The 24,225-nt window shown below is 63.8% G+C and carries 21 protein-coding genes and 3 pseudogenes; 8 read left to right on the top strand and 16 right to left on the bottom strand.

The annotated features are described in order from the left end of the window. Position 1 precedes the first annotated feature (1 nt). The 3 genes from AC3WLT_RS00355 to AC3WLT_RS00345 form a co-directional block, all read right to left on the bottom strand. Positions 2 to 1,006, bottom strand: a complete 1,005-nt coding sequence (locus tag AC3WLT_RS00355) for an alpha-ketoacid dehydrogenase subunit beta (protein ID WP_492589693.1) — start codon at positions 1,004 to 1,006, stop codon at positions 2 to 4. 307 nt (positions 1,007 to 1,313) lie between these two features. Next, on the bottom strand, positions 1,314 to 2,297 hold the full coding sequence (locus tag AC3WLT_RS00350) for a thiamine pyrophosphate-dependent dehydrogenase E1 component subunit alpha (protein WP_492589691.1): 984 nt from the start codon (positions 2,295 to 2,297) through the stop codon (positions 1,314 to 1,316). Positions 2,298 to 2,348: 51 nt separating this feature from the next. Then, entirely contained in the window at positions 2,349 to 3,188 is an 840-nt protein-coding gene (locus AC3WLT_RS00345; RefSeq protein WP_492589689.1) for a hypothetical protein, read from the bottom strand. Positions 3,189 to 3,657: 469 nt separating this feature from the next. Here AC3WLT_RS00345 and AC3WLT_RS00340 point away from each other — a divergent pair, with 469 nt between their 5' ends. Next, positions 3,658 to 5,634, top strand: a complete 1,977-nt coding sequence (locus AC3WLT_RS00340; protein WP_492589687.1) for a sigma-54-dependent Fis family transcriptional regulator — start codon at positions 3,658 to 3,660, stop codon at positions 5,632 to 5,634. 430 nt (positions 5,635 to 6,064) lie between these two features. Next, positions 6,065 to 6,445: a DUF2917 domain-containing protein gene (locus tag AC3WLT_RS00335; protein ID WP_492589685.1), complete on the top strand. Its 381-nt coding sequence runs from the start codon at positions 6,065 to 6,067 to the stop codon at positions 6,443 to 6,445. A gap of 181 nt (positions 6,446 to 6,626) precedes the next feature. Here the strand turns inward: AC3WLT_RS00335 and AC3WLT_RS00330 are convergent, their stop codons facing one another. The 9 genes from AC3WLT_RS00330 to AC3WLT_RS00290 form a co-directional block, all read right to left on the bottom strand. After that, entirely contained in the window at positions 6,627 to 6,833 is a 207-nt protein-coding gene (locus AC3WLT_RS00330) for a hypothetical protein (protein WP_492590139.1), read from the bottom strand. Further along, the gene (pcaF, locus tag AC3WLT_RS00325; RefSeq protein ID WP_492589683.1) at positions 6,830 to 8,032 is read right to left on the bottom strand and encodes a 3-oxoadipyl-CoA thiolase; all 1,203 of its coding nucleotides are present in this window, start codon (positions 8,030 to 8,032) and stop codon (positions 6,830 to 6,832) included. Before pcaF ends, AC3WLT_RS00330 begins: the two co-directional genes overlap by 4 nt. 416 nt (positions 8,033 to 8,448) lie before the next feature. After that, positions 8,449 to 9,429, bottom strand: a complete 981-nt coding sequence (gene denD / locus AC3WLT_RS00320) for a D-erythronate dehydrogenase (protein WP_492589681.1) — start codon at positions 9,427 to 9,429, stop codon at positions 8,449 to 8,451. After that, positions 9,426 to 10,235, bottom strand: coding sequence for a 2-oxo-tetronate isomerase (gene otnI / locus AC3WLT_RS00315; RefSeq protein ID WP_492589679.1), 810 nt, complete (start codon positions 10,233 to 10,235; stop codon positions 9,426 to 9,428). Before otnI ends, denD begins: the two co-directional genes overlap by 4 nt. Positions 10,236 to 10,311: 76 nt before the next feature. Further along, positions 10,312 to 11,646, bottom strand: a complete 1,335-nt coding sequence (locus AC3WLT_RS00310; RefSeq protein WP_492589677.1) for an MFS transporter — start codon at positions 11,644 to 11,646, stop codon at positions 10,312 to 10,314. A 70-nt stretch (positions 11,647 to 11,716) separates the two neighbouring features. After that, a complete protein-coding gene (gene otnC, locus AC3WLT_RS00305) occupies positions 11,717 to 12,379 on the bottom strand; it encodes a 3-oxo-tetronate 4-phosphate decarboxylase (protein ID WP_492589675.1) in 663 nt (220 codons plus the stop codon). After that, on the bottom strand, positions 12,376 to 13,686 hold the full coding sequence (gene otnK / locus AC3WLT_RS00300; protein ID WP_492589673.1) for a 3-oxo-tetronate kinase: 1,311 nt from the start codon (positions 13,684 to 13,686) through the stop codon (positions 12,376 to 12,378). The genes otnC and otnK overlap by 4 nt, the downstream gene beginning before the upstream one ends. 15 nt (positions 13,687 to 13,701) lie before the next feature. After that, positions 13,702 to 14,622 (bottom strand): L-threonate dehydrogenase, encoded by a 921-nt coding sequence (gene ltnD, locus AC3WLT_RS00295; RefSeq protein ID WP_492590110.1) that lies wholly within the window; start codon positions 14,620 to 14,622, stop codon positions 13,702 to 13,704. A gap of 17 nt (positions 14,623 to 14,639) precedes the next feature. Further along, on the bottom strand, positions 14,640 to 15,344 hold the full coding sequence (locus tag AC3WLT_RS00290) for a FadR/GntR family transcriptional regulator (protein ID WP_492589671.1): 705 nt from the start codon (positions 15,342 to 15,344) through the stop codon (positions 14,640 to 14,642). A 229-nt stretch (positions 15,345 to 15,573) separates the two neighbouring features. Between AC3WLT_RS00290 and AC3WLT_RS00285 the strand changes: the two genes are divergently transcribed. Beyond that, positions 15,574 to 16,398, top strand: a complete 825-nt coding sequence (locus AC3WLT_RS00285) for an IclR family transcriptional regulator (protein ID WP_492589669.1) — start codon at positions 15,574 to 15,576, stop codon at positions 16,396 to 16,398. Positions 16,399 to 18,036: 1,638 nt separating this feature from the next. Next, positions 18,037 to 18,165 (top strand): annotated as a pseudogene (locus tag AC3WLT_RS00280) (LysR family transcriptional regulator); the annotation flags it as partial. Positions 18,166 to 18,194: 29 nt separating this feature from the next. Here AC3WLT_RS00280 and phnN read toward each other — a convergent pair. The 3 genes from phnN to phnF are packed head-to-tail and all read right to left on the bottom strand — an operon-like array spanning position 18,195 to position 20,229. Beyond that, complete coding sequence (gene phnN / locus AC3WLT_RS00275) at positions 18,195 to 18,749, bottom strand: phosphonate metabolism protein/1,5-bisphosphokinase (PRPP-forming) PhnN (RefSeq protein WP_492589667.1); 555 nt, start codon at positions 18,747 to 18,749, stop codon at positions 18,195 to 18,197. A 2-nt stretch (positions 18,750 to 18,751) separates the two neighbouring features. Beyond that, the gene (locus AC3WLT_RS00270; protein ID WP_492589665.1) at positions 18,752 to 19,474 is read right to left on the bottom strand and encodes a DUF1045 domain-containing protein; all 723 of its coding nucleotides are present in this window, start codon (positions 19,472 to 19,474) and stop codon (positions 18,752 to 18,754) included. Beyond that, on the bottom strand, positions 19,471 to 20,229 hold the full coding sequence (gene phnF / locus AC3WLT_RS00265; protein WP_492589663.1) for a phosphonate metabolism transcriptional regulator PhnF: 759 nt from the start codon (positions 20,227 to 20,229) through the stop codon (positions 19,471 to 19,473). The genes AC3WLT_RS00270 and phnF overlap by 4 nt, the downstream gene beginning before the upstream one ends. Before the next feature lie 187 nt (positions 20,230 to 20,416). Here phnF and AC3WLT_RS00260 point away from each other — a divergent pair. The 4 genes and pseudogenes from AC3WLT_RS00260 to AC3WLT_RS00245 all read left to right on the top strand — a co-directional run. Continuing rightward, positions 20,417 to 20,590, top strand: a pseudogene (locus AC3WLT_RS00260) (ATP-binding cassette domain-containing protein); the annotation flags it as partial. After that, positions 20,584 to 20,844: pseudogene (locus AC3WLT_RS00255) on the top strand (ATP-binding cassette domain-containing protein); the annotation flags it as partial. The pseudogenes AC3WLT_RS00260 and AC3WLT_RS00255, both read left to right, overlap by 7 nt. A gap of 124 nt (positions 20,845 to 20,968) precedes the next feature. Continuing rightward, positions 20,969 to 22,102 (top strand): alpha-D-ribose 1-methylphosphonate 5-triphosphate diphosphatase, encoded by a 1,134-nt coding sequence (locus AC3WLT_RS00250; RefSeq protein ID WP_492589661.1) that lies wholly within the window; start codon positions 20,969 to 20,971, stop codon positions 22,100 to 22,102. A 105-nt stretch (positions 22,103 to 22,207) separates the two neighbouring features. Further along, a complete protein-coding gene (locus AC3WLT_RS00245) occupies positions 22,208 to 22,972 on the top strand; it encodes a glycosyltransferase family 2 protein (RefSeq protein ID WP_492589659.1) in 765 nt (254 codons plus the stop codon). 42 nt (positions 22,973 to 23,014) lie between these two features. On the opposite strand, the gene AC3WLT_RS00240 is transcribed toward AC3WLT_RS00245, so the two are convergent. Further along, entirely contained in the window at positions 23,015 to 24,022 is a 1,008-nt protein-coding gene (locus AC3WLT_RS00240) for a lysylphosphatidylglycerol synthase transmembrane domain-containing protein (protein WP_492589657.1), read from the bottom strand. Positions 24,023 to 24,225: the final 203 nt, after the last annotated feature.

Raw genomic sequence — 24,225 nt, 5'->3', positions numbered from 1 at the left:
CTCAACCTCTCACTTTCAGAACGGCTTCGGCGATCTGCTGCGCCGACGGGATGTACATGTCTTCGAGCACGCCGGCAAACGGCGTCGGCGTATGCGGCGCGGTCACGAGTTCGATCGGCGCCTTCAGCGAGTGAAACGCGCGTTGGGCGATCAGCGCCGAGATATCGGTGGCCATCGAGCAGCGCGGATTCGCTTCGTCGACCACCACCACGCGGCCGGTCCGCTCCGCGCTTTCGAGAATCGTTTCCTCGTCGAGCGGCGAGGTGGTGCGCAGGTCGATCACGTCGACCTGCACGCCGTTTTTCGCCAGCTTCTCCGCGGCCTCCGTGGCGTAATGCACCATGCGTCCGTAGGTGACGATGGTGGCGTCGTCGCCGTCGCGCACGACGTTCGCCTCGCCGAACGGAATCGCATACGACTCTTCCGGCACCTCGCCTTCGCGGCTGTACAGCAGTTTGTGCTCGCAGAAAATCACCGGATCGTTGTCGCGGATCGCCTGAATCAATAGACCTTTCGCGTCGTACGGCGTCGACGGACACACGACCTTCAGACCAGGTATGTGAGTGAACAGCGAAGTCAGCATCTGCGAATGCTGGGCCGCCGCGCGCAGGCCGGCGCCCTGCATCGCGCGAATCACGACCGGCGTCACCGCCTTGCCGCCGAACATATAGCGAAACTTGGCGGCCTGATTGAAGATCTGGTCGAAGCACACGCCCATGAAATCGATGAACATCAGCTCCGCGACTGGCCGCATACCGCACGCGGCCGCGCCCACCGCCGCGCCGATATAGCCGCCTTCCGAGAGCGGCGTGTCGAGCACGCGGCCCGGATACTTGTGGAACAGCCCCTTCGTCACGCCGAGTACGCCGCCCCACGCGTCCTGCTCGCCCGGCGAGCCCGCGCCGCCCGCGTTGTCCTCGCCCATCACGATGACGGTTTCATCGCGGGCCATTTCCTGACTCAGCGCTTCGTTGATTGCCTGAGAGAATGTGATCTTGCGTGCCATGTCTGTCTCCTGTGTCGACTGGAGTTAGCGCTTCAGCGCTTACTCCAGTCCCATGCAGAATTGCGGTCGACCGGAGTTAGCGCTTCAGCGCTTACTCTGGTCCCATGCAGAGTTGCGGTCGACTGGAGTTAGCGTGTCGACCAGAGTTGGCGCTTCAGCGCTTACTCTGGTCCCATGCAGAATTGCGGTCGACCGGAGTTAGCGTGTCGACCAGAGTTAGCGCTTCAGCGCTTACTCTGGTCCCACAGCGCTTACTCCAGTCCCATGAAAGATGGTTGCCAAATCGTTCAGGTTTGCCACGCGTGCGTTACGGATAGGACACGTAGACGTCGCTCAACAGGTCTTCGGCGGTCGGCAGCGGCGCCGCCTTGGCTTCGGTCACGGCGCTGTCGATCAGGGCCTTGACCTCGGCATCGATGCCGCGCAACGGGTCCGCCGTGAGGATTTCGGCGCGCACCACGCGCTCCTCGAAGCGCTTCAGGCAGTCTTTCTCGTCGCGCAGCTTTTGCACTTCGCCAGGCGCGCGATAGGTTTGCGCGTCGCCTTCGAAGTGGCCGAAATAGCGGGAGAATTTCACTTCGACGAGTGTCGGGCCGCCGCCGTGGCGCGCTCGCTCGATCGCTTCGCCCAATGCTTCATGCACCGCGAAGAAATCGAAACCGTCGACGATCACACCCGGCATGCCGAAGCCGCTCGCGCGGTCGGCGATGTTGTCGGTCGCCACCGACCACGTCGACGAAGTCGCTTCCGCGTAGCCGTTGTTCTCCGCGACGAAAATCGCCGGCAGGCGCCATACCGAGGCCAGATTCATCGATTCGAAAATCACGCCCTGATTCGACGCGCCGTCGCCGAAAAAGCACACGCCTACGCCGCCGGACTTCTTGTACTTCGCCGCGAGCGCCGCGCCGCAAATCAGCGGCCCGCCCGCGCCGACGATGCCGTTCGCGCCGAGCATTCCTTTCGACAGATCGGCGATATGCATCGAGCCGCCCTTGCCGTGACACACGCCCGTCTTGCGGCCGTAGATCTCGGCCATCATGCCGTGCACGTCGACGCCCTTGGCGATGCAATGGCCGTGACCGCGGTGCGTCGTCGCCACGTAATCCGAGTCGTTCAGATGCAGCATCGTGCCCACCGCCGATGCTTCTTCACCCGCGTATAGATGCACGAAACCGGGGATTTCGCCGGTCGCGAATTCGACATGCAGGCGCTCCTCGAACTCGCGGATCGTGCGCATCATTCGATACGCCTTCAGCAGTTCGTCCTTGCTCAAATCACTTGAAACCGACATGGTGTGTCTCCTTGGAGTGAATGCATTACTTGCTCCGACCAATCCGCAACACTACTTCTGATGCGCAACCACGTTCGCCACCTCCCGCACGAGTTGCCGCGATGCCGAGAAGCGCAGCGTGCGTTCGACATCGACGGTCAGCGGCCCGTCCCAATCGAGCGCGATCTCATAGCGATCGCCCCGCTCCAGTTCGATTTCGCGCTCGCCATCGAAAGCTAGCGTGCCGTGTTCGGTATCGAGCGGCGTCCAGCGGCCGACTTCGAAACGCTCGCAGGTGCGCATGAGCACACGCTCGACGCGGCCCGGCGCAATCGGCGCGACCAGCGGCACGCCGATTGCGCCGATTGCGCCGGGGCGGGTGAAGCGCAGATGCAAGCCATGCGAGGCGGTGCGTTCGACCGGCGCCCACGCGCCGCCGATCGACGACAGGCCGATCCCGTCGGGCGAAGCGAAGGTGAGAAAGAGCGTTTCGATATCGGCCGGATCCGACACCGCGCGAGCACCCACGAAGCGTTGCCGGCTCACGCACACATCGACCAGCGCGATCTCCTCGCGGCCCTGGTTCGGCCCGCCGACGCAACGCACCACGAGGCGCTTGTTGCGCGTGAGCGCCACATCCGGCGGCACCGCGCCGGACGCGACCAGCGCGCCGGCGAGGCCGGCGACCGCCGCATGCGTGTCGAGCGCGCGCAGCAACAACGCGGCGACGCCGGTTCGATCGCGCAACGTCAGCACGCGATCCACACCGAGCACGCCGAGCCCGGCCAGCAGACGCACGACCATGTTGGCTTTTTCAGCGGTCGGAAACACCGACGCATACGTGGTGAGGCGGCGAATATCGCGACCCGAGGCCGGATTCGCGATCACACCGACGGTGATGGGCGATGGCACTGTGCTTGTCTCCTGCCCGCGCGGTGCGCGGACTATTCATAGTGGGGCGCCGCATTCGCTATTTGCAACGGCGCGCAACGGCGCTTTGTCATGCGCAGGACACTGCAAAGGGTGTGCCAATTTGCTCGAACAGTCGCGGACCGATCGCAAAGTGCCTTATTTAAAGGGCTCTGGAGAGTAAACGGCGTGCATGCAGCCGCCCGCACACGCCGTGCGATGCAACCTGCGCGGTGTCTCAGGCGCACTGTGTACGACGTTCCGCGTGCGAATCCAGCACTCGAAGAACACGCACAAAGCCTTTTCGCGCCTGAATTTCAGGGATGAAACAAGCCGTCTCAATGCGATCTCACACGCGCATGAGACGAACGTCTCACGCGTCTCGCGTGCTGCGTTGCAATGTGATTGCTGAAGCCGGATGTGCTACAAGAACAGCCTGAACTCACTGTGCGTCGCTCGACTGGAGCCGACCATGCCCTACGTTTCGCAGACCCAGCATATCGACCGCGTACGCGGCGCCATCGAAGGACGGCTGCCCGCGCCCGCCGATTCGGCGCGCCTCGTGTCGTCGTGGCAGCGTTCGTTCGAACAGTACCGGCTCGATCCGGGCGCCGTGATCGGGCCGCGCGTCCTTACGTCGGCCGAATTACGCGAGGTGCAAGGCAAGGAAGAAGCCTTTTTGCGCGCATCGGGCCAGTGCCTGACACGCCTGCACGACATGATTCGCGTGGCCGACTATTGCGTGATGCTCACCGACGCTCACGGCGTCACGATCGACTACCGGATCGACCGCGAGCGCCGCAGCGATTTCAAGCACGCGGGGCTGTATATCGGCTCATGCTGGTCGGAACGCGAGGAAGGCACCTGTGGCGTCGCCAATGTGCTGACCGATCTCGCACCGATCACGGTGCACAAGACCGACCATTTCCGCGCGGCCTTCACGACGCTCACCTGCAGCGCCGCGCCGATTTTCGCGCCGACCGGCGAGATGATCGGCGTGCTCGACGCGTCCGCGGTGCAGTCGCCGGATAACCGCGACAGTCAGCGGCTGGTGTTTCAACTGGTGCGGCAAAGCGCAGGTCTGATCGAAGACGGCTATTTCCTCAATCAAACCACGCAGCACTGGATTCTGTTCGGCCATTCGAGCCGCAACTTTGTCGAGGCGCAGCCCGAAGTGCTGATCGCTTTCGACGAGTGCGGCAACCTGGTCGCCGCCAATCGCAAGGCGCGCGAGTGTATTCCGGGCTTGAACGGCCCGCGCCACATCGACGATGTATTCGATACGTCCGATGTGCATCTGCATGACATTGCGCGCACCGATACGATTGTCGGCTTGCGTCTGCGCGCGACCGGCGCGACGCTGCACGCGCGCATCCGTGCGCCGCTCAAGCGGATTTCGCGCAGCACGGCCGGCATGACCGGCAGCATTGCCCGTGCGCAGCAAACGGATTCGCAACGCGATCTGCAACTCGGCGCGCTCAGCCGCTTTCTGCACAGCGCCGACAAGCGCATTGCGCACAACGCGGCGGTGGCGTTGCGCATCGTCGGCAAGCGGCTGCCTATTCTGATTCTCGGCGAAACCGGCGTCGGCAAAGAGGTGTTCGCGCATGCCGTGCACGACGCGGGCGCGCGGCGCACCCGGCCGTTCATTGCGGTGAATTGCGGCGCGATTCCGGAGTCGCTGATCGAGAGCGAATTGTTCGGCTACGCACCGGGCGCCTTCACCGGCGCGCGCAGCCGCGGCGCGCGCGGCAAGATCGCGCAAGCGCATACCGGCACGCTGTTTCTGGATGAAATCGGTGACATGCCGCTCAATCTGCAAACGCGGCTGCTGCGCGTGCTGGCCGAAGGCGAGATCATGCCGCTCGGCGGCGATGCGCCCGTGCGCGTGGATATCGACGTGATCTGCGCAACCCACCGCGATCTTGCGCAGATGGTGGCCGAGGGTTCGTTCCGCGAAGATCTCTACTACCGGCTGAGCGGCGCGAGCTTGCCGATGCCGCCGTTGCGCGAGCGCGCGGATATCCGCGACGTGATCGAGGCGGTGTTCGATGAAGAAGCGCAAATGGCCAGCCATGTGCTCACACTCGACGCGCGCCTCGCCGAGCGTCTTGCCGCGTTTAGCTGGCCGGGCAACATTCGCCAGCTGCGCAACGTACTGCGCTATGCGTGTGCGATCTGCGATTCCGCGCGCGTGGAGTTTCGGCATGTCGCGCCCGATATTGCGGCAGTGCTCGAGCCGGGGGCTGCGAATCATCGCACGCTGATGCACGCCAATCCGTACGACACGCCGCACGACGACCCGCGCGACGAGCGCACGCGCATTGTCGAGGCGCTCACGCGTCACCAATGGCGGCCGAATGCTGCCGCCCAGGCTCTAGGCATCTCGCGCGCGACCTTGTACCGGCGCATCGCTAAGCTGGGCATCGTCGGACCGCATCGCAGCTGATCCGGTTATTGCTGCGCCATGCGTTGAACGGCGTTGCGGTCGTTCGCAACGATTCCCGGCGTCGCGTCGAATGCAGGATTCACCGCAAGCGGTATGCATTGCGAAGTGCGCTCGCCGCGCAGATTCGCCTGAACGTCGTCACGAGCACGGCGCGCTGAAACGGTATGCAACGCTTATCGCTTGAATCGATTGCAATTTTTTATTGACAAGGCATGCGGCAAAACGGCACACTCGATCTCATGTTGACGCACACCTTCATCGCCCATGCGATTAAAAACCCAACGCGAGCCATCATCGGCTGGCCTTTGGGAGCATGTGCGCGTTAGCAGTCTGAATCTGCAAAACAAGACCCCCAAGGCCCCGCCGGTAACGGAAGGGGCCTTTTGTTTTGTGGGCGCCTCTGTCCGCCGGCTCGATGACGGAGAGCAAGATGGATCAGGCAAGCCCGCAGTGCATGGATGACGACTCGAGCCAGTACGCATATCAGCAGGACGAGCGTCTCCCGAAGGTGGTAGTGCATTTTTCCGTGATGCCCGGCGCGACGCTGACATGGCGTGTGGATGCCGACAGCACGCTCAGTGTGCAAGGCGCACGCGTATGGCTCACACGCGTCAGTTCACCTTACGATCATTGGCTCCAACCCGGCAACGAGTTTCGCCTGCAACGCGGCGAACGCGTGTGGCTCAGCACGGATGGAAAGATCGCCGCGCGCGTCTCGTTGACTAGCGCGCTGCCCGCACGCCGTGGTCTGGTCAGCCGCTGGCTGGCGCGGCTGGCATGGCTGAACCTGGGCGTGCCGACCCCGCGTTAGCATGACATGCCGCGACGCGATGGCTGAAGCTTCGCCGGTAGAAAAGCAAACACCCCTGCTTTGAGGGGTGTTTGCCGATCAGACACGCGAGTTTCGAAAAACCTGGCCGCCGTTTTGTATGACTGCGTTGCGCTGCTTATCGTGCTCGCTGCGGTACTCACCGCGCTGCTTACCGTGACGCTTACTGAGCGGTTTCTTGCGGCCTCACCTGCACGGCCGCGACCGAGACGAATACCGCGTGAATCGTGTCGCCGACCTTGACGCCCTTCGGGTCGACGTCCGGACCGACTTCTAGCGTTTGCGTCCGATACGCGCCACGCAGCGCTACGTACGGCGGTTCGCGTCTGACGACGCGTCGGCATCCGCTACGCGTCGCCAGACGCTTCACACGCGTTCGATGGCGATCGCAATGCCCTGACCAACGCCAATACACATCGTGCACAGCGCAAAGCGGCCTTGCGTGCGTTGCAATTGATACATGGCTGTCGTCACCAAACGTGCGCCGCTCATGCCGAGCGGGTGACCGAGCGCAATCGCACCGCCGTTCGGGTTCACGCGCGCGTCGTCGTCCGCGACACCTAGCGCGCGCAGCACGGCAAGCCCTTGTGATGCGAATGCTTCGTTCAACTCGATCACGTCGAACTGGTCGATGGTCATGTTCAGGCGCGCCAGCAGCTTTTGCGTGGCGGGCGCCGGTCCGATGCCCATCACGCGCGGCGCCACGCCGGCCGTTGCGATACCCAGCACGCGGGCGCGCGGCGTGAGGCCGAAGCGCTTCGCGGTGGCTTCGTTGGCGAGCAGCAGCGCAGCGGCGCCGTCGTTGACGCCCGATGCGTTGCCCGCGGTCACCGTGCCGTCCGCGCGCACCACGCCCTTGAGCTTGGCCAGCGCTTCAAGGCTGGTTTCGCGCGGATGTTCGTCTTGCGAGACGGTGATCGGATCGCCCTTCTTCTGCGCAATCGTCACGCCGACGATTTCCTGCGCGAGCGTGCCGTCGCGTTGCGCGCGTGCGGCCTTCTGCTGACTGCGCAGTGCGAATGCGTCCTGGTCGGCACGGCTGATGTGGTAGTCGGTCGCGACGTTCTCGCCGGTTTCCGGCATCGAATCGACGCCGTAGCGTTGCTTCATCAACGGGTTGACGAAACGCCAGCCGATCGTCGTGTCGAAGATATCGGCCTGGCGCGAAAACGCGCTGGTTGCCTTGCCCATCGCGAACGGCGCGCGGCTCATACTTTCCACGCCGCCGGCCACCATCAGCGCGGCCTCGCCCGATTTGATCGCGCGCGCCGCGATGCCGACCGCATCCATGCCCGATCCGCACAGGCGGTTCACCGTCGAGCCCGGCACGCCTTGCGGCAAACCGGCCAGCAGCAGCGACATGCGCGCGACGTTGCGGTTGTCTTCACCGGCCTGGTTCGCGCAGCCGTAGATCACGTCGTCGATCGCGTTCCAGTCGACGTCCTTGTTGCGCTCCATCAGCGCCTTGAGCGGCACCGCGCCCAGGTCGTCGGCGCGCACCGACGACAACGAACCCGCATAGCGGCCGATCGGGGTGCGAATCGCGTCGCACAGGAATGCTTCGGTCATGTGATGTCTCCAGTTGGTGTGCTGCGTGCGCTGTGCCGAAATCGGGTAGCGGCGCAGGCCGCTTGCGCAAAGGCATTGACCCGGCGAGCGCGCCGAAAAACGGCGAAACTGACGAGGAACAGCTGCGTGGCGGCCGCCACCTCAAATCAGCTTAGCGCAGGATGATGAACCACGGATTCGATATCGCGATATCGCGGCCATTTGTTCTTTATACGAACAATAGGTCATATATCGAACATTGAGGCTCGATAATAGGCGTGCGGCCGAAACCGTGTCAAGCAAAGCGACACCGTTACCAGGGAATACGTGCAGCCTCGCGGCCTGCGCGATGCCTCAGACAAATGACGCGCTCGTGCCGCTCAGATCTGCTTGACGGTCCGTGAAGAACCGCCGGCACGAGGCTTGGGGCGTGCTTTTCAGCGGACCTGAATCCGCTCGTCTTCGAGATAGGCGCGAATCACGTCGGCGAAACTGCGATCGCCGCTCAGGCCGAGCCGCTCGGCTCGCGACGTATCCCACCGTCCCGGCCAGCTGCCGACAATCTTCTCCACGCGGGCGTCCGGTTCCCAGACGATTCGCTGCGCGGTCTCGTCGCCGGCGACCTCGCGCAGCGCCGCAACCATCTCGTCGACGCTCACCGAAATCCCCGGCAGATTCAGCACACGCTGGTTGCCGAGCGCGGCTGCATCGATTTCGAGTCCGGCGATCAGGCTTTCGATCGCCTTGCGCGGCGACAGCAGCCACAAGCGCGTGGCGCCCGCTACCGGACACACCGCCGCTTCGCCGTTCAACGGCTCGCGAATGATTCCGCTCGCAAACGACGACGCCGCCGCATTCGGCTTACCCGGCCGCACGCTGATGGTGGGCAGCCGCAGCACGCGGCCGTCGACGAAACCACGCCGCGCGTAATCGTTCAGCAGCAACTCGGCGATCGCCTTCTGCGCGCCATACGACGATTGTGGATTCAGCGCGGTATCGTTCTGCACGACATCCGGCAGATCGCCGCCATAGACCGCCACCGAACTCGTGAACAGCACCCGCGGTTTGTGTCCGCGTTGCCGGCACGTTTCGAGCAGCAGACGCGACGCGTCCAGATTGATACGCATGCCGAGATCGAAATCCGCCTCGGCCTGGCCGCTGACGATCGCGGCGAGATGGAAGATCGCCGCGGTCTTCCCGTCGATCACGCTTTCGAGCACGCTGCGCTCCGCGATGTCGCCCACCTCCGCGCGAACGCGGCTGTCGCCGAAATCGCCCGCGCGCACCACGTCGAGCAGCACCAGCTCGGTAATGGCTTGCGGCTTGCCGTCCACGTCTTTCAATGAACCGCGCGCCAGCAGCTCGCGCGCGAGGCGCTGGCCGAGAAAACCCGCGCCGCCTGTAATCAGTACTTTCATGAGGTCGTTCTTCCTTCCTGGCGAACGTTGTTCAGATAGGGCTTCATCCAGCCCAAGCCTGCCGAGGTACCCGCACGCGGCCGGTATTCGCAACCGATGTAGCCGTCATAGCCGAGCGTGTCGATCAGATCGAACAGGTAGGGATAGTTCAGTTCACCGGTATCCGGTTCATGGCGTTCCGGCACGCCGGCGATCTGAATATGGCCGATGCCCGCCATATCGCGTTTGAGCTTCACCGCGAGATCGCCTTCGACGATCTGGCAGTGATAGCAATCGAATTGCACCTTGAGATTCGGCGCGTCCACTTCCGCGCAAATGGCCTGCGCGTCGTCCTGGCGGTTCAGAAAAAATCCCGGAATATCGCGCGTGTTGATCGGCTCGATCACGACGCTGATGCCTTCGGCTTGCGCGGCCTTCGCGGCATACGCGAGATTCTTCAGATACACCTCGCGATGCCGCGCGCGCGGTTGATCCGCGCCGATCAGTCCAGCCATCACATGCAGCTTGCGATTGCCGAGTGCACGCGCGTAATCGAGCGCGGTTTCGACGCTGCGATGGAACTCGCCTTCGCGGCCCGGCAGCGAGGCAATGCCGCGTTCGCCCGCAGCCCAGTCGCCGGGCGGCGCATTGAAGAGCGCCTGGGTCAGGCCGTTGTCGTCGAGCCGCGCCTTGATGTCCGCTGCTGGGAAATCGTACGGGAACAGGAACTCGACCGCCTTGAAGCCGTCTTTTGCCGCAGCGGCGAAACGGTCGAGGAAGGCGTGCTCGTTGTACATCATGGTCAGGTTGGCGGCGAAGCGAGGCATGGCAGCAACTCCTTGAAAACAGTTAATTCAGCGCGCCGCGATCACCGTAAGCGGCGCCCGGCGCGCGACGCCCGATTTAGCGATTGACCAGCCTGGCCGGCGTCAGCCACGTGGCGATCGCGCCGATCACCAGCATGCCGGCCAGCACATACATGCCGGTCTGCGTGCTATGCGTGAGATCCTTCAGATAACCGATCATGTAGGGGCTCGCAAAGCCCGCGAGATTGCCGATCGAATTGATGATCGCGATGCCGGCGGCAGCGGTCGCGCCCGACATGAACGCAGTCGGCAACGACCAGAATAGCGGCGCGCAGGTCAGCACGCCTGCCGCGGCCAGCGAGAGAAAGGCGATCGACACCACCGTATTGTCCGCAAACGAAGCGGCCACCGTGAAGCCGATCGCGCCGAACAGCGCCGGCACGATCAGATGCCAGCGACGCTCGCGGCGCTTGTCCGCGCTATGGCCCATCAGGTTCATCACGACGATCGCGCACAGGAACGGAATCGCGCTCAAGAGGCCGATTTCGAATGCGCCGCTCACGCCGGTCGATTTGACGAGCGTCGGCATCCAGAACGTCAGGCCGTATTGCCCGGTGACGAACGCAAAATAGATCAGCGACATCCACCACGTGCGCGGATCGCGGAACACCGCACCGAGCGAGTGCGCCTGCGTTTTCTGCTGCGGCTGCGCGGCGGCGATTTCATCGGCGAGCAGGCGTTTTTCGCTCTCGCTCAGCCATTTCGCGCTGGAGATGCCGTTGTCGAGATAGAGGATCGTCGCGATACCGATCGCGATTGCGGGGATCGCTTCGATCAGGAACATCCATTGCCAGCCCGCGAAACCCGAGCTGTGGTGGAACGTCTGCATGATCCAGCCCGACAGCGGATTGCCGAAAATCCCCGAAACCGGAATCGCCGACATGAACACCGCGATGATCTTCGCGCGCCGATGCGACGGAAACCAGTACGTCAGATACAGAATCACGCCGGGATAGAAACCGGCCTCGGCGAGACCCAGAAGGAAGCGCAAGATGTAGAACTGCATCGGCGTCTTCACGAAGACGAACACCGCGGACAGCAGGCCCCACGTGATCATGATCCGTGCGATCCAGATACGCGCGCCGATCTTGTGCATCAGGATGTTGCTCGGCAACTCGAACAGGAAGTAGCCGATAAAGAACACGCCGGCGCCGAGACCGAACACGGTTTCGCTGAACGCAAGGTCCTGCGACATCTGCAGTTTCGCGAAGCCGACATTCACACGATCCAGATAAGCCACCACGTAGCACAGCATCAGAAACGGCACGATGCGCCAGAACACTTTCTTATAGGTGCGCTCGACTTCGGCAGCGCCGGGTTGTCCCGCGTCGGCTGCAATGGGGCGGCTCGATGCTGTCTGATAGGTACTCATGCATTGTCTCCTTCTATGGATAGCCTGATGCGTTGCTGCTTGTCGCCTGGCTTTGTTGATGTCGGGTGTGCTACCAGCGCGCGCCGAACACGGTGCGCAATTCCTCGAGTGCGGCTTCGTCGAGCGGCATGGGCCGCGGGGTCGTCATCAGCCACAGGCGCGCGGTCTCTTCGAGTTCTTCGAGCGCATACGCGGCCTGCGCAATCGAACGCTCCCACACTACCGGGCCGAGACGCTCGAGCAGGACCGCGCGAACGCTATCGGCAAGCGCGGCGATCTGCTCCGCGACTTGCGGATCGCCGGGCCGCCTGTAGCGAATCAGGGGGACGTGTCCCACTTTCATCACGTAGTACGGGGTGATCGGCGGCAACACGTCGTTGTCGCTCCATACGCCCGCAAGCGTCAAGGCGACCAGATGCGTCGAATGCGTGTGGACGATGCCGCGCGCTTCGCCGTTGCGCGCGTAGATGCCGCGATGCAGCGCCAGCGTCTTCGACGGCTTGCCGCCGGACACCGCGTTGCCGGCCAGATCGACTTTGGCGATGTCGGCAGGGTCGAGCCGGCCGAGGCATGCGTCGGTCGGCGTGATCAGCCAGCCGTCGTCGAGGCGCGCGCTGATATTGCCGGCGGTGCCCACGGTGTAGCCGCGTTGATAGAGGCTCGCGCCGGTCACGCAGATTTCTTCGCGGACCCTGGCTTCGTTCGTCGTATGGAGTGCGGGCGTGCCGGTCATTGCACCACCCCGTCGAGATGGCGCAGCGCCTTTTCGAAGAAATCCGTCGTGCCGAAGTTGCCGGATTTCAGCGCCAGTGCAAGCGGCTCGGCGCCGGTCGTCGCGGTGGCCGGCACGCCGGGATCGATCTGCGCGCCGATGCGCAGCGTGTGCACGTCGAGCGCCTGCACCACCGCGCCCGAAGTTTCGCCGCCCGCCACCACAAACTTGCGTACGCCGCGCTCACGCAGGCCGCGTGCAATCGACGCCAGAGCCGTTTCGACCAGATGCCCCGCTTCGCTGACGCCGAGTTCGCGCTGCACCGCTTTGACTTCGTCGGGCGTGGCGGTGGCGTAGATCAGCACCGGCTCGGCTTTATCGAAGTGCGCCTGTGCGAATGCCAGCGCCTGCTCGACCACCGTTTCGCCGCGCGCCACCGCCAACGGATCGATGCGGAACGAAGACCGCGTTTCGCGCCAGGCCGTCACCTGCGCGTTGGTCGCTTTCGACGCGCTGCCCGCCAGCACGACCGACAACCCTTCCACTCGCGGCAATTGTGCGGCGTCGGATTGCTCCGCGAGCAAACCCGCGCGGCGGAAATTGCCGGGCAAACCCAACGCGACACCCGAGCCGCCCGTAATCAGCGCGAGGTCGGCGCAAGCTTCGCCCAGCACGTAGAGGTCCGCGTCCGACACCGCATCGGCGATCGCCATCCGCACGCCGTCGCGGCGTAACGCGTCGAACGATTCGCGTACCTTGGAAACGCCTTTGGCGACGGCGTCATACCGCACCAGCCCGACTTTCGATTCAGTCTGCCGTTGCAGCACGCGTGCGAGGTTCGCATCGCGCATCGGCGTGAGCGGATGGTTTTCCATGCCCGACTCGTTGAGCAAGGTATCGCCGACGAACAGATGACCGCGATAGATCGTGCGGCCATTCTCGGGAAACGCCGGGCATGCGATCGTAAAAGCCGTTGCGCCTGCGTCCTCGGACAACGCGTCGAGCAACGCATCCGTTACCGGGCCGATGTTGCCCGCGTCGGTCGAATCGAACGTCGAGCAGTATTTGAAGAAGAACTGCCGGCAACCTTGCGCGCGCAACCAGTCGAGCGCGGCGAGCGATTGCGCGACCGCGTCGGCGGCGGGAATCGTGCGCGATTTCAGCGCGACGACCAGCGCGTCGGCCTCGATCGCGTCATTCGATGCCGGCACGCCGATGGTCTGCACCGTGCGCATGCCGCCGCGCACCAGCATGTTGGCGAGGTCGGTGGCGCCGGTGAAATCGTCGGCGATACAGCCGAGCAGCGCGCGTTTGGACGGGGTGGTCATGGCGAACTCCCGCGCTTATTTCGCCGCCGGCACGTCGATGCCGGGGAAAATCCTGATCACCGCCGAATCGTCTTCACCGCCGTGACCGGCGGTCGACGCCATCATGAACATCTGATGCGCCGCCGCCGAAAGCGGCAAAGGAAACTTCGAACGGCGTGCGGTATCGAGCACGAGGCCGAGATCCTTGACGAAGATATCGACTGCCGACAGCGGCGTGTAATCGCCCTTCAGAATATGCGGCACGCGGTTCTCGAACATCCACGAATTGCCCGCGCTGTGCGTGATGACCTCGTACAGCGCCTCAGGATCCACGCCTTCGCGCAGACCGAGCGCCATCGCCTCGGCGGCCACCGCGATATGCACGCCGGCCAGCAACTGATTGATGATCTTCACTTTCGACCCGGCGCCATGCGCCGAACCGAGGCGATACACCTTGCCGGCCATCGCGGCCAGCACGTCCTCGCACGCGGCATAGGTCGCGTCCGGGCCGGACGTCATCATCGTCATTTCCCCGGAGGCGGCACGCGCCGCGCCACCCGACACCGGCGCATCGAGCATCTGCAAACCGGCGGCCTCGATCCGCTTGCCGAGTTCGATCGCGAAGTCGGGCGCGACAGTCGCGCTGGCGATCACGACGCCGCCTGGCTTCATCGCCGGCACGGCGCCCTGCTCGCCGAACAGCACCGCTTCGGTCTGCGCCGCGTTGACCACGAGCGTGACGACCACTTCGCATTGCGCCCCAAGCTCCGCGGGCGAAGCGCAACCCACACCGCCTTCCTTGATGAACGCTTGCAGGACCTCATTGCGCAAATCGCACGCGTGAACCCGAAAACCCGCGCGCAACAGCGAGCGCGCGACACCCAGGCCCATTGCACCAAGACCGATGACACCGACATTTCTGGACATGCTTGACCTCTGAGAATGCTTCGTTAGCAGCTGACGCTCGAAAGCGCTCAGCAAATACCCGCTTCCGCGAGCCGCCGCGCCGCGTTGTACATATGCGTGCGCGCCGCATTGCGCGCCGCCATCGGATCGCCCGCACGAATCGCGGCGGCGATCGCCGCATGCTCTTCGCGCACCTGACGGGAAAAGTCCTCGCGCAGCGCTTCATTGCGCCGCGTCACCACGGTGCCCGCTTCGAGGTACTGGTTCAGGAACGTGAGCGTCTTGAGGAAATACTGATTGCCGGTGACCGCGGCGATAGCGCGATGAAACGCGACGTCTTCAGCGACACCGTCTTCGCCTTCGGCCACCGCTTCGTCGATCTTCGCGAGCGCAGCGTCGATCGACACCATGTCGGCGTCGCTGCGGCGCATGGCGGCTTCCGATGCGACTTCCGCTTCGATCGCCCGCCGCAGCGCGAGGATTTGCAGCACCGAGCCCGCCTCGACGGCTTCCGCGTAATCGATGCGCAGCGGCCGGATCGCGCCGTGCGCGGCAACGAACACGCCGCTGCCCTGGCGCGGTTCGACCACGCCTTCGTTCTTCAGACGCGAGATCGCCTCGCGAATCACCGTGCGGCTCACGCCGAACTGCTGCGCCAGTACGGCCTCCGTCGGCAGCTTGCCGCCGCGCTCGAAGGCGCCTTTGTCGATCTGCTTGAGAAGCTGCTGCGCGACCGTGTCGCTCAGTGCCCGGGCAGGAATCTTGTCGAACATCGAATGCCTCGATTGATCATGTTATCGGGTCATCATACAAATTTCGATCGCAGGCCGCATCCATGCAAACCCTGGGCTCGCGGCCCAAAAACCTGCGAGGTTGGCGAAAATCAAGGCTTAAGCTATCGTCACGGCTTCCCGCGGCATCGCGCCGCCCCGGCTCGTGCCGGTTGTGCCGCGTGGTGCGCGACCGCTATACGCCCTCTTCGAACGCTTTTTGCAAAGGCCCATGAGCAAAGCCCTGCCGCCGTCTTCCGCCGTTCCTGTCAGCGCCGAACCGGCCCCGGACAAACCGGGTGATTCGTATGTGCAGTCGTTCGCACGCGGCCTGGCGGTGATTCGCGCGTTCGACGCCACGCGCCCCGAACAGACGCTGACCGACGTGGCCGCCGCCACCGGTCTGACGCGCGCCGGCGCGCGCCGCATCCTGCTGACCTTGCAGACGCTCGGCTATGTGGAAGCCGAAGGCCGCCTGTTCCGCCTGACGCCGAAGATCCTCGATCTCGGCTTCGCGTATCTGACCTCGATGCCGTTCTGGAACCTCGCCGAACCGGTGATGGAAGAACTGTCGGCACAGGTGCATGAAAGCTGTTCAGCGGCCGTGCTCGACCGCACCGAGATCGTCTATGTGCTGCGCGTGCCGACCCACAAGATCATGACGATCAATCTGTCGATCGGCAGCCGTTTGCCGGCGTATTGCACGTCGATGGGCCGCGTGCTGCTCGCCGCACTCGACGACGAAACGCTCGACGCAACCCTGAGTTCGGCGCCGCTCTACGCACACACGCCGCGTACGGTCACCGACAAGGAAGAGCTGAAGAAACTGATCGCGCAGGTGCGCCGCCAGGGCTGGGCGATCGTCGACCAGGAACTGGAAGGCGGTCTGATTTCGCTGTCCGCGCCGATTCGCAACCGCCAGGGGCGCGTGATCGCGGCGATGAATATCAGCGGCAACGCCCAGCGCAATTCGGCCAGGCAGATGGTGAAGGCGTTTCTGGAACCGCTGCAGCAGGCGGCGCAGACGGTGTCGGAGATGGTGGCGCGGCGCGGCTGAGTTTAGCGGTTGTTGCGCGGTTGAGATTGATAGCGGCGCGCGGTACGTGACCTCCTGGGCGGTGTGGCGGTGCACCGTGACGAGCCTTCATTGCGCGTAAGCGGTTCAACGTGCGCGGCTGCAGACCTGGCGCAATAAGCATTCGCAAATCAACAGTACTCGAGCAGGATGGCGTCGATGACAAAAATACATGACAGAACGACCGTTCAGGACATCCTCGCAGAGGCGAGCACACACGGCATCGGTACTCGAACCTCTCCGTCGCATTGATACGCGGCCGCGTCTTCGGACACGGATTCGGACCGGGCGGCGGACGAAAGCGGTCGCAACACGAACAAAGTCGGCGCCCCCCGCCCGGTGCGGTTACCTCGTGTTTTCTGTTGCGATCCCGTACATCACCAGCTAGTTTTTAGCTGCCCCCGAAAAAGATGTTGCATTGTGGGTCCGTGCCACAGGGCCGGGCATGTTTCACGCCGCTTTGCATCTTCGTGTCGGGCATACCTCCGTATGCCGGCGTCCCTGTAGCAGGCGAAGCATCCTGAGTCGCGGCATTTTCCTGTGGGGCGGGTTGTGGCGTCTGCGGCGTGCCTTGAGAATGAGCAAGCCCTGCCATGACAAGCAACCCGGCAGCAGAAGCGACCATCAATTTTGATTTCACGTTAGCTCCTTGAATTGCGTTGAGTTCCAATCATGCGATGCGTCATTCGCGTGCCCGAAGTTGACATCCTCACGGGATTGTCGAACGCGCAAAGCGTCCTTCGCGCCTGCGGGCCAGATGCCCGAGGCGAAAGTTCTAGGTCATTGGGAAAATTGGGAGAGCAGTGCGCCGAGCCGAGGTTCCGAGGCGCAAGGTGGCGTGCGAACTGGCAGTGTCAATGGATTTTGTGGACCCTCGACACGTAATAATCGCCCTGCAGATAGGTTAGGTTATAGGGCGCGGAATGCCGGAGCGGTAGTGAATATTCGCGTCGAGCTTCGCTCGCGAACTCGCAAGCGGCTTTTTACGCCAGTCCTGGTTTAAACGCCAGCCGTCTGGCGGATTTGGCCAGTCGCGGATATATAGGAGCCGCTACTGGCATCAATCGCTTTTGATGAGGCTCGACGTCTTTCACAAATTACTTTGAGCTGCCATGCGCGGATTTCGATCGTCATGGTGCGAACCGGACTACGCCTTTGGCCGACCACCTCTGGGCAGTTTTCTGAAGCCCACGCACCTCGAAATATTCGGTTTCAGAACTCACAACACCTTGGTCAACATGTTGGGCGTCTGGGGCGTTAAGGAGATGAACGGTGAGAAACCGTCCCGTTACCTGAACGGGAAACTTGCTGGAGCCGAACATGAAAAACACGAACGGGCAGTCCCTGCGTTCGCAGGTCGAAAAGTGGCTCGCGCCGGCTCCCGCGACAGCCGTTCATGTGACCAGATTCAGTCGCGCCGGATGGAATGGGGGACGCTACGTGTGCGTCGAGATGTCGTCACCAGCCGGAGCGCACGCATTGTTCTTCTTCAGGCACGATGACGGCAGTTGGTGCGTAATCCCACCAACTGCCAACAGGCGGAAGTCGACCGCGGAGCATCCTCTCGTGCAGGCGACTGTGGCCACCTTTTGACGACGGTCTTGCTGAGCGCCGCGCTGAATCGCGCCGCTCGGCATCCGCGTCGCGCAGATCGAAGAAGCGCTGCCGAACTATGATCTCAGCATTATCTCGTGGCGGGCTTTGTTGCCCACGCCGGCCGTACTGCAGTTCGTGTCGTGTTTGCAGTAAGCGACGCGCGAACGAATGGCCGCGCCGGCCTAACGCGTATTGGCGCACGCCTTCAAAAACGCAATCAACGCATGCCCTGCGTCCTCAAGCTCGCCGGAGTTATCGATGGTCGTGCAGCGAATCCCATCAGGCAACGCAAACGGCGCACGCCGTGCAAGCCTTGCCGCGACCTGCTCCGCCGACTCACGCGCCCGCGCGCCGAGCCGCGCTTCGAGAATGTGCGGCGCAGCGTCCACGTGCACCACTTCCGTTTGCGGATAACGCCCCAGCGTATGCTGCAAATGCTGACGCGAACCGTTGACGACGACCGCGCAACCGCGCGCGAGCCACGCATCGAGTTCGATACCGATGCCATAACGCAGCGAGTGGCTGGACCACTCCAACGCGAACAGACCGAGCACGGAACGCGCCGCGAATTCTTCGGCGCTCAGCGCGACATGCTCCTCACCATTGCCGCTCGGCCGCGTGATGTAACGATGCGCGAATAGAATCGGTTCGCCCATCAAACGCCTGCGCGCAAAACCCAGCAACGAATCCTTGCCCGCGCCGGACGGCCCCATTACATAGATCAAACGACCTGCCATCGTTACTTCACCTCCCATGTCTGAAACGGCACACGCCGCCACAACACGAACGGCGCGCCCGGCGCGGGCTCGACAAAAAGCGCGGCGTGGTCGACGACGAGCGGCCCGAGCCTGGGCGTTTGCGCCCGCCACCAGGCGACCAGCGTCGCGCGCTCATCGGCGTCCGCGAGCGAATTGGATAGCGTCATGTGAAAACGGAATTCGTCGAACACATACGGATAACCCCATTCGACCAGCAGCGCGCGTTGCCGCTCGGTCAGCGGCGCCGCAAGACGGCGTGCGAGATCGGCAGCGGACGGCCTGGCGCGCAGTGCATCGAACGATTGCAACGCGCTTGCTGCGACGGCGCGGATATTCGTTTCGCCGGCCTCATCCGCAGGACGCAGCGCAACAAAATCGCCGAGCGTCGCGGCTTCGACCGGCAACGTCAATGCGGCCTGCGAACGCGCCCATTCGAGCGCCGTTTGCAGCACGTCGTGCCGGGTCGCGCCGTCCGCCAAACGAAATGGAGCAATCAGCGTGCCGTGCCATCCATAGCGACGGGGCGCATCAGTCAGATCCACCAATGGACGCTTCAAGCCGTCCGGTTGCGGCGGCACGTACACCTCGCCGCTTTCCGCATCGCGGCCCAACCAGCCGGATCCTGCCCGCCACCACGCCGAATCACGCGACGGCGCGAAATACACGGCAAAACGTGCCTCGGCGCCCCAGAGGGCGCCGCTCATACTTCGTGCTCCACGAGCAGTTGCACACGGTCAGCGGCGAAATGCGTGAAGCCGTACTTGATCGGCGTCCCCTCCAGATCGACGTCGACGTTTTCGACCCACAGCACCGGCTGCTGCCGGTTGATGTTCAAACGTCGCGCCACTTCCGGCTCAGGCAACACGCTGCCGATACGGCTCCACTTGCGCAAGTAGTCGGTCACGCCGAATTCCGCCATCGACTTCGTGATGCTGCCGGTGCGCTCCAGCACCTCCGGCAGATCCGCGAAACGCGCCGCCGGATACCAGTTGCGCGCGAACGTGAGCGGCACGCCGTCCGATTCGTGCAGCGATTCGATCCGATAGACCGACGCACCCGCCCGCAGGCTGAGCGCCTTGGCGACATTCGGCTCGGCTTTCACCCGCGCGGCCGACAGCATCGTGCCGGCAGCCGCGTGATGCTGCTGCCGCAAGTTTTCTGTAAATCGCGTGCGGCGGCCGATCGTATAGTCGATGGCGCCGGGTTGCACGAAGGTGCCGCGTCCCTGTTCGACGCTGACAAGACCGAGCGCGGCGAGACCCAGCATCGCCCGGCGCACTGTATGCCGGTTCACGTCGAAGCGCTTGGCCAGTTCGCCCTCGCTAGGCAGGCGGCCCTCCTCGCCGAAACCGCTCGCGGCGATTTCCGCGGCAAGAATCTGCTCGATCTGCCGCCACACGGCAACGCCCGCGCCGCGTTCGAGCAGCGTGCCCGGTGTCGCGTTGTCGTTCGATGTCATGGTGCTGTCATTCCCCCAGGTTCAAATATTCGCTATGTCGTGCATTGTAGTGCGCAAGCCGTGATGGAAATGTGAAATGCCCTCCACGTTCAGCAACACTCGACAAGTATATCTTTAAACGTCTAGACGTTTAGACGAATAGATGGTCAAATGATCGCTCGCTGGATCAACAGGAGTCTCGATGAGCATGACGCCGCTGCTGAGCGCCCGTTCGCTGACCAGACAATACGGCGGCCGCAACGGCTGCGTGGATGTCAGCTTCGATCTCTATCCAGGCGAGGTGCTGTGCATCGTCGGCGAATCCGGCTCGGGCACGACCACGCTGCTGAATACGCTCGCCTTGAAAACCGAAGCCGACAGCTGGCGCCCGCCACGTTTTCCGGCGGCGAGCAGCAGCGCGTGAACATCGCGCGCGGCTTGATCGCGGGACATCCGCTGTTGCTGCTCGACGAACCCACGGCCTCGCTCGACGCGGAAAATCGCGACGTCGTCGCCGATCTGATAGTCGAGGCGCGCGAGCGCGGCGCGGCGATAGTCGGTATCTTTCATGATGAAGATACGCGCAACAAGGTGGCGACGCGCCGTCTCGAACTCCAGCCGCCCTCGCGCCACTGATGTCGCTGACGTCGCTGACGTCGCTGATGTCGCTGATGTCGCTGATGTCGCTGATTGACACGAGACGGCACTCTACTGAACACTGAGCCAGGCGCTCAGATCCGACCGACTACGGAGCAAATCGATGTTGATCAAAAACACTCGCATCGTGACGCGAGATGAAGTATTCACTGGCGTGGTCCATATCGAAGACGGCGTGATCCGCGACGTCGAGCGCGGCACAACTTCAGCGCGCGAGGCGGAAGACTGGGACGGCGACTATCTGTTGCCGGGCCTGATCGAACTGCACACGGACAACCTCGAAAAGCACCTCGCGCCGCGTCCCGGCGTGCAATGGAACACCGACGCCGCCTTCGTGATCCACGACGCCCAGGTGGCGGCGGCCGGCATCACCACGGTGTTCGATGCGCTCGCGATCGGCTCGCGCTCGAATGTCGGCCTGCGTGGCCGCGATCTGCAAACGCAATGCGCCGCAGCGCTCACGCGCTTTTCCGAGCGCAAGCTGCTGCGCGCCGAACACTTCCTGCATCTGCGCTGCGAAATCGCTACCGCCGACGTGGTGGAAGTATTCGACTCGTTGTGCACGCATCCATTGCTGCGGCTTGCCTCGGTGATGGACCACACGCCCGGCCAGCGTCAATGGCACGACCGCGATCAATGGCGCCGCTTCCAGGAACGCAACGGCAAGCTGAGCGACGAGCACGTCGCCATGGCGCTCGCCGAACTCTCCGACGAACAGCAGCGTTACGCCGACGTGCACCGCCGCGCGATCGTCGCGCGTTGCAACCGGCTCGGCGTCCCGGTCGCGAGCCACGACGACACGCTGATCGAACACGTCGAACAGGCCAAGGCCGAGGGCATCGTGCTGGCGGAATTTCCGACCACGCGCATCGCCGCCGAGACGGCGCGCGAGCACGGCATTTCGACCATCATGGGCGCGCCGAATATCGTGCGCGGCGGCTCGCACTCGGGCAACGTGTCGGCGCTCGAACTGGCCAAAGCGGATCTGCTCGATATCCTGTCGTCGGATTACGTGCCGTCGAGTTTGCTGACCGCCGTGTTCGAACTGGTCGACAAGGCCGGCTGGAGTTTGCCGCGCGCCATGGCGACCGTTTCCGCCGAGCCGGCCCGCACAGCCGGTCTGCATGACCGCGGCGCGATCGCGCCGGGCTTGCGTGGCGACTTCGTACGCGTCACCATGCTCGACACGCTGCCGGTGCCGCGCGCAACTTACCGGGCCGGCGCGCGGATCGTTTGACGATGCTTTCAAGCCTCGTTGGGCGCGGGCGGCAGCGGTTCGGCCGCGGCCCAGCGCGTCCAATCGCGTCCAGCGCGGCATCCCCTCTTCGTGACCGCCTAACCAATGACCGTTCATTCCCCACTGCGTCGTCCCCCACGAATTTCCTGCGTCATCTGCGCTTACAACGAAGCGCCACGCATCGGCAGGGTGCTGGCCGTAGCCGCCGCGCACCCTTTGTTCGCCGAAGTCATTGTCGTGGACGACGGTTCGACCGACGGCACCGCCGAGGTCGTCGAGCGCTTCACGCCGGTGCAGCTGATCCGGTGCGGCGAAAACCGCGGTAAAAGCGCCGCCATGGCGACCGGGATCGCCGCCGCGCAAGGCGAGCTGATCATGCTGCTGGATGCCGATTTGAAAGGTCTGAGCGCCGAGTACATCAGCGCGCTCGCCCGTCCCGTTTTGCAAGGCAGCGCGCAAGTGAGCCTGAGCTTGCGCCAGAACAGTCTGTTGGCGTTTCGCGCCATCGGCCTCGATTTCGTCTCCGGCGAACGGGTGGTCAAAAGAACGCTGCTGGGCGAAGTGCTACAGGAGGTTCACGGCTTGCCACGCTTCGGGGTCGAGGTATTCATGAACCGCCGGATCATCGAGCGCCGCCTTCCCATTGCGGTCTCGCACTGGCCGAACGTCACGCAGGCTCGCAAAACCGAGAAGCTCGGCTACTGGAAGGGCATACGCGCGGAATGGCGCATGATCGCGGACATCCTGAAGGTGGCTTATCCGCTCGCGCTGATTTCACAGACCTTTCAACTGCTTCGCTTACGCGTCGAGCACGGTCCACGCGCGTGTTTTTCGGCGCGCATCAGAAAGGCGCCGGACAACTCGCGGTGAAGCGTGTTCACCGAGCCGTTCCGTTGGCTTTAGCCTTGTGACTCATTCGGCCGCGGGGAGCGTGCCGCCGCGCCTCGTCGCAAGCGCAACGAAACCTGCCGCGCCCAGCATCAGCGGACAGTAGAGCGTCGCGAAGCGCCACTGCACCAATGCCGTCGCGATGCTCGCACGGGGCAGCCAGCTCGCGAACGCGGCAGCCAGCGCCATATCGCCGGTGCCGCCGCCAGCGGGTACACCGGTCCATAGCGCAGCATGCAGGGCGACCGCCTGCACGGCCAGCACGAAACCCAACGGCAGGCGGTAGCCGAGTTCGCGCAAGATAAACCAGAGGGCGCCATAGCGAAGCAGCCACTGGAGCGTCGTCAGCAACAACAAGGCGGCAAGCCGCCAGCTGGGCCCGGCCACCAGTTCCAGCCATTGCGCGCGAACGCTGCGGCAAAACCGGCTCCACCTCGCTCGACGCTCGTTCAGCCAGCGAACTCGCTGGCCGGTGGCGTCCAATGCCGCCGCCACACGCCGACGGTTGAACCAGACGACGCCGGCTAAAAACGCGCCGCAGGCCAGCACGGCGAAGACGAGCGGCGCAATCTCGCGTGGAATCACTCGCGTCAGCGGCCCAAATGAAAACAGAAGGGAAATCGGCACGGCGCTCGCGAAAAACGCCAGATCGAGCGCCTGATCCGCACCGACGACGGTTGTCGCCAGCGCCCAGGATGCGCCGGCGCGCTGCAGCAAGCCCAGGTTGACCCCGTAGCCTGCCGCGCCCAGCGGAGAGGCCAGAAACGCGAAATCGGTGGCCAGCGTGATGGCGAAAGTGCGCAGGAAGCTCACACGACATCCGAGCGCGGTTTGCATCAGATGCAGCTTGCCGGCCTTGGCCATCGCGCTGAGCGCGGCACTCGCGACAAGCGCAACGAAGACGTACAAGGAGACGTCGCGCAGCCCGGCGAGCGCCGCCTGCGAATTGAGGACGAAAGGCGCGCCGATGGCGAGGCCGATACCGGCAAGCGCCACCAGCACTGCCGCTTTACGCGTATGTGATCCGATCACGGGGAGGCCTCAGCAGGCGCGGTTGGCAAGGCGCCGTTTTCTCCGCACGACGCGGCATGCATGGCGCCGCGTCGCGCGTGAAAGCGAGGCCTTCGGGCGCCTCATGATAGTCGATCAACGCTGCGTTTTCGTGACGGCGCTGCGCAGTCCGGCACCCGGCCCACGCCGCTGCCCTGTGCGGGCGGCTCGCTCGTGCCGGGCAT

This window comes from Paraburkholderia sp. FW306-2-2C-D06C, assembly GCF_058781505.1.
This window is presented reverse-complemented; position numbering and strand designations above follow the sequence as displayed.

What these genes read in the sequence shown, in the direction of transcription:
- AC3WLT_RS00355 (WP_492589693.1), bottom strand. Translation starts at nt 1,006, where the DNA reads ATGGCACGCAAGATCACATTCTCTCAGGCAATCAACGAAGCGCTGAGT.
- AC3WLT_RS00350 (WP_492589691.1), bottom strand. Translation starts at nt 2,297, where the DNA reads ATGTCGGTTTCAAGTGATTTGAGCAAGGACGAACTGCTGAAGGCGTAT.
- AC3WLT_RS00340 (WP_492589687.1), top strand. Translation starts at nt 3,658, where the DNA reads ATGCCCTACGTTTCGCAGACCCAGCATATCGACCGCGTACGCGGCGCC.
- AC3WLT_RS00335 (WP_492589685.1), top strand. Translation starts at nt 6,065, where the DNA reads ATGGATCAGGCAAGCCCGCAGTGCATGGATGACGACTCGAGCCAGTAC.
- pcaF (WP_492589683.1), bottom strand. Translation starts at nt 8,032, where the DNA reads ATGACCGAAGCATTCCTGTGCGACGCGATTCGCACCCCGATCGGCCGC.
- denD (WP_492589681.1), bottom strand. Translation starts at nt 9,429, where the DNA reads ATGAAAGTACTGATTACAGGCGGCGCGGGTTTTCTCGGCCAGCGCCTC.
- otnI (WP_492589679.1), bottom strand. Translation starts at nt 10,235, where the DNA reads ATGCCTCGCTTCGCCGCCAACCTGACCATGATGTACAACGAGCACGCC.
- AC3WLT_RS00310 (WP_492589677.1), bottom strand. Translation starts at nt 11,646, where the DNA reads ATGAGTACCTATCAGACAGCATCGAGCCGCCCCATTGCAGCCGACGCG.
- otnC (WP_492589675.1), bottom strand. Translation starts at nt 12,379, where the DNA reads ATGACCGGCACGCCCGCACTCCATACGACGAACGAAGCCAGGGTCCGC.
- otnK (WP_492589673.1), bottom strand. Translation starts at nt 13,686, where the DNA reads ATGACCACCCCGTCCAAACGCGCGCTGCTCGGCTGTATCGCCGACGAT.
- AC3WLT_RS00290 (WP_492589671.1), bottom strand. Translation starts at nt 15,344, where the DNA reads ATGTTCGACAAGATTCCTGCCCGGGCACTGAGCGACACGGTCGCGCAG.
- AC3WLT_RS00285 (WP_492589669.1), top strand. Translation starts at nt 15,574, where the DNA reads ATGAGCAAAGCCCTGCCGCCGTCTTCCGCCGTTCCTGTCAGCGCCGAA.
- phnN (WP_492589667.1), bottom strand. Translation starts at nt 18,749, where the DNA reads ATGGCAGGTCGTTTGATCTATGTAATGGGGCCGTCCGGCGCGGGCAAG.
- AC3WLT_RS00270 (WP_492589665.1), bottom strand. Translation starts at nt 19,474, where the DNA reads ATGAGCGGCGCCCTCTGGGGCGCCGAGGCACGTTTTGCCGTGTATTTC.
- phnF (WP_492589663.1), bottom strand. Translation starts at nt 20,229, where the DNA reads ATGACATCGAACGACAACGCGACACCGGGCACGCTGCTCGAACGCGGC.
- AC3WLT_RS00250 (WP_492589661.1), top strand. Translation starts at nt 20,969, where the DNA reads ATGTTGATCAAAAACACTCGCATCGTGACGCGAGATGAAGTATTCACT.
- AC3WLT_RS00245 (WP_492589659.1), top strand. Translation starts at nt 22,208, where the DNA reads ATGACCGTTCATTCCCCACTGCGTCGTCCCCCACGAATTTCCTGCGTC.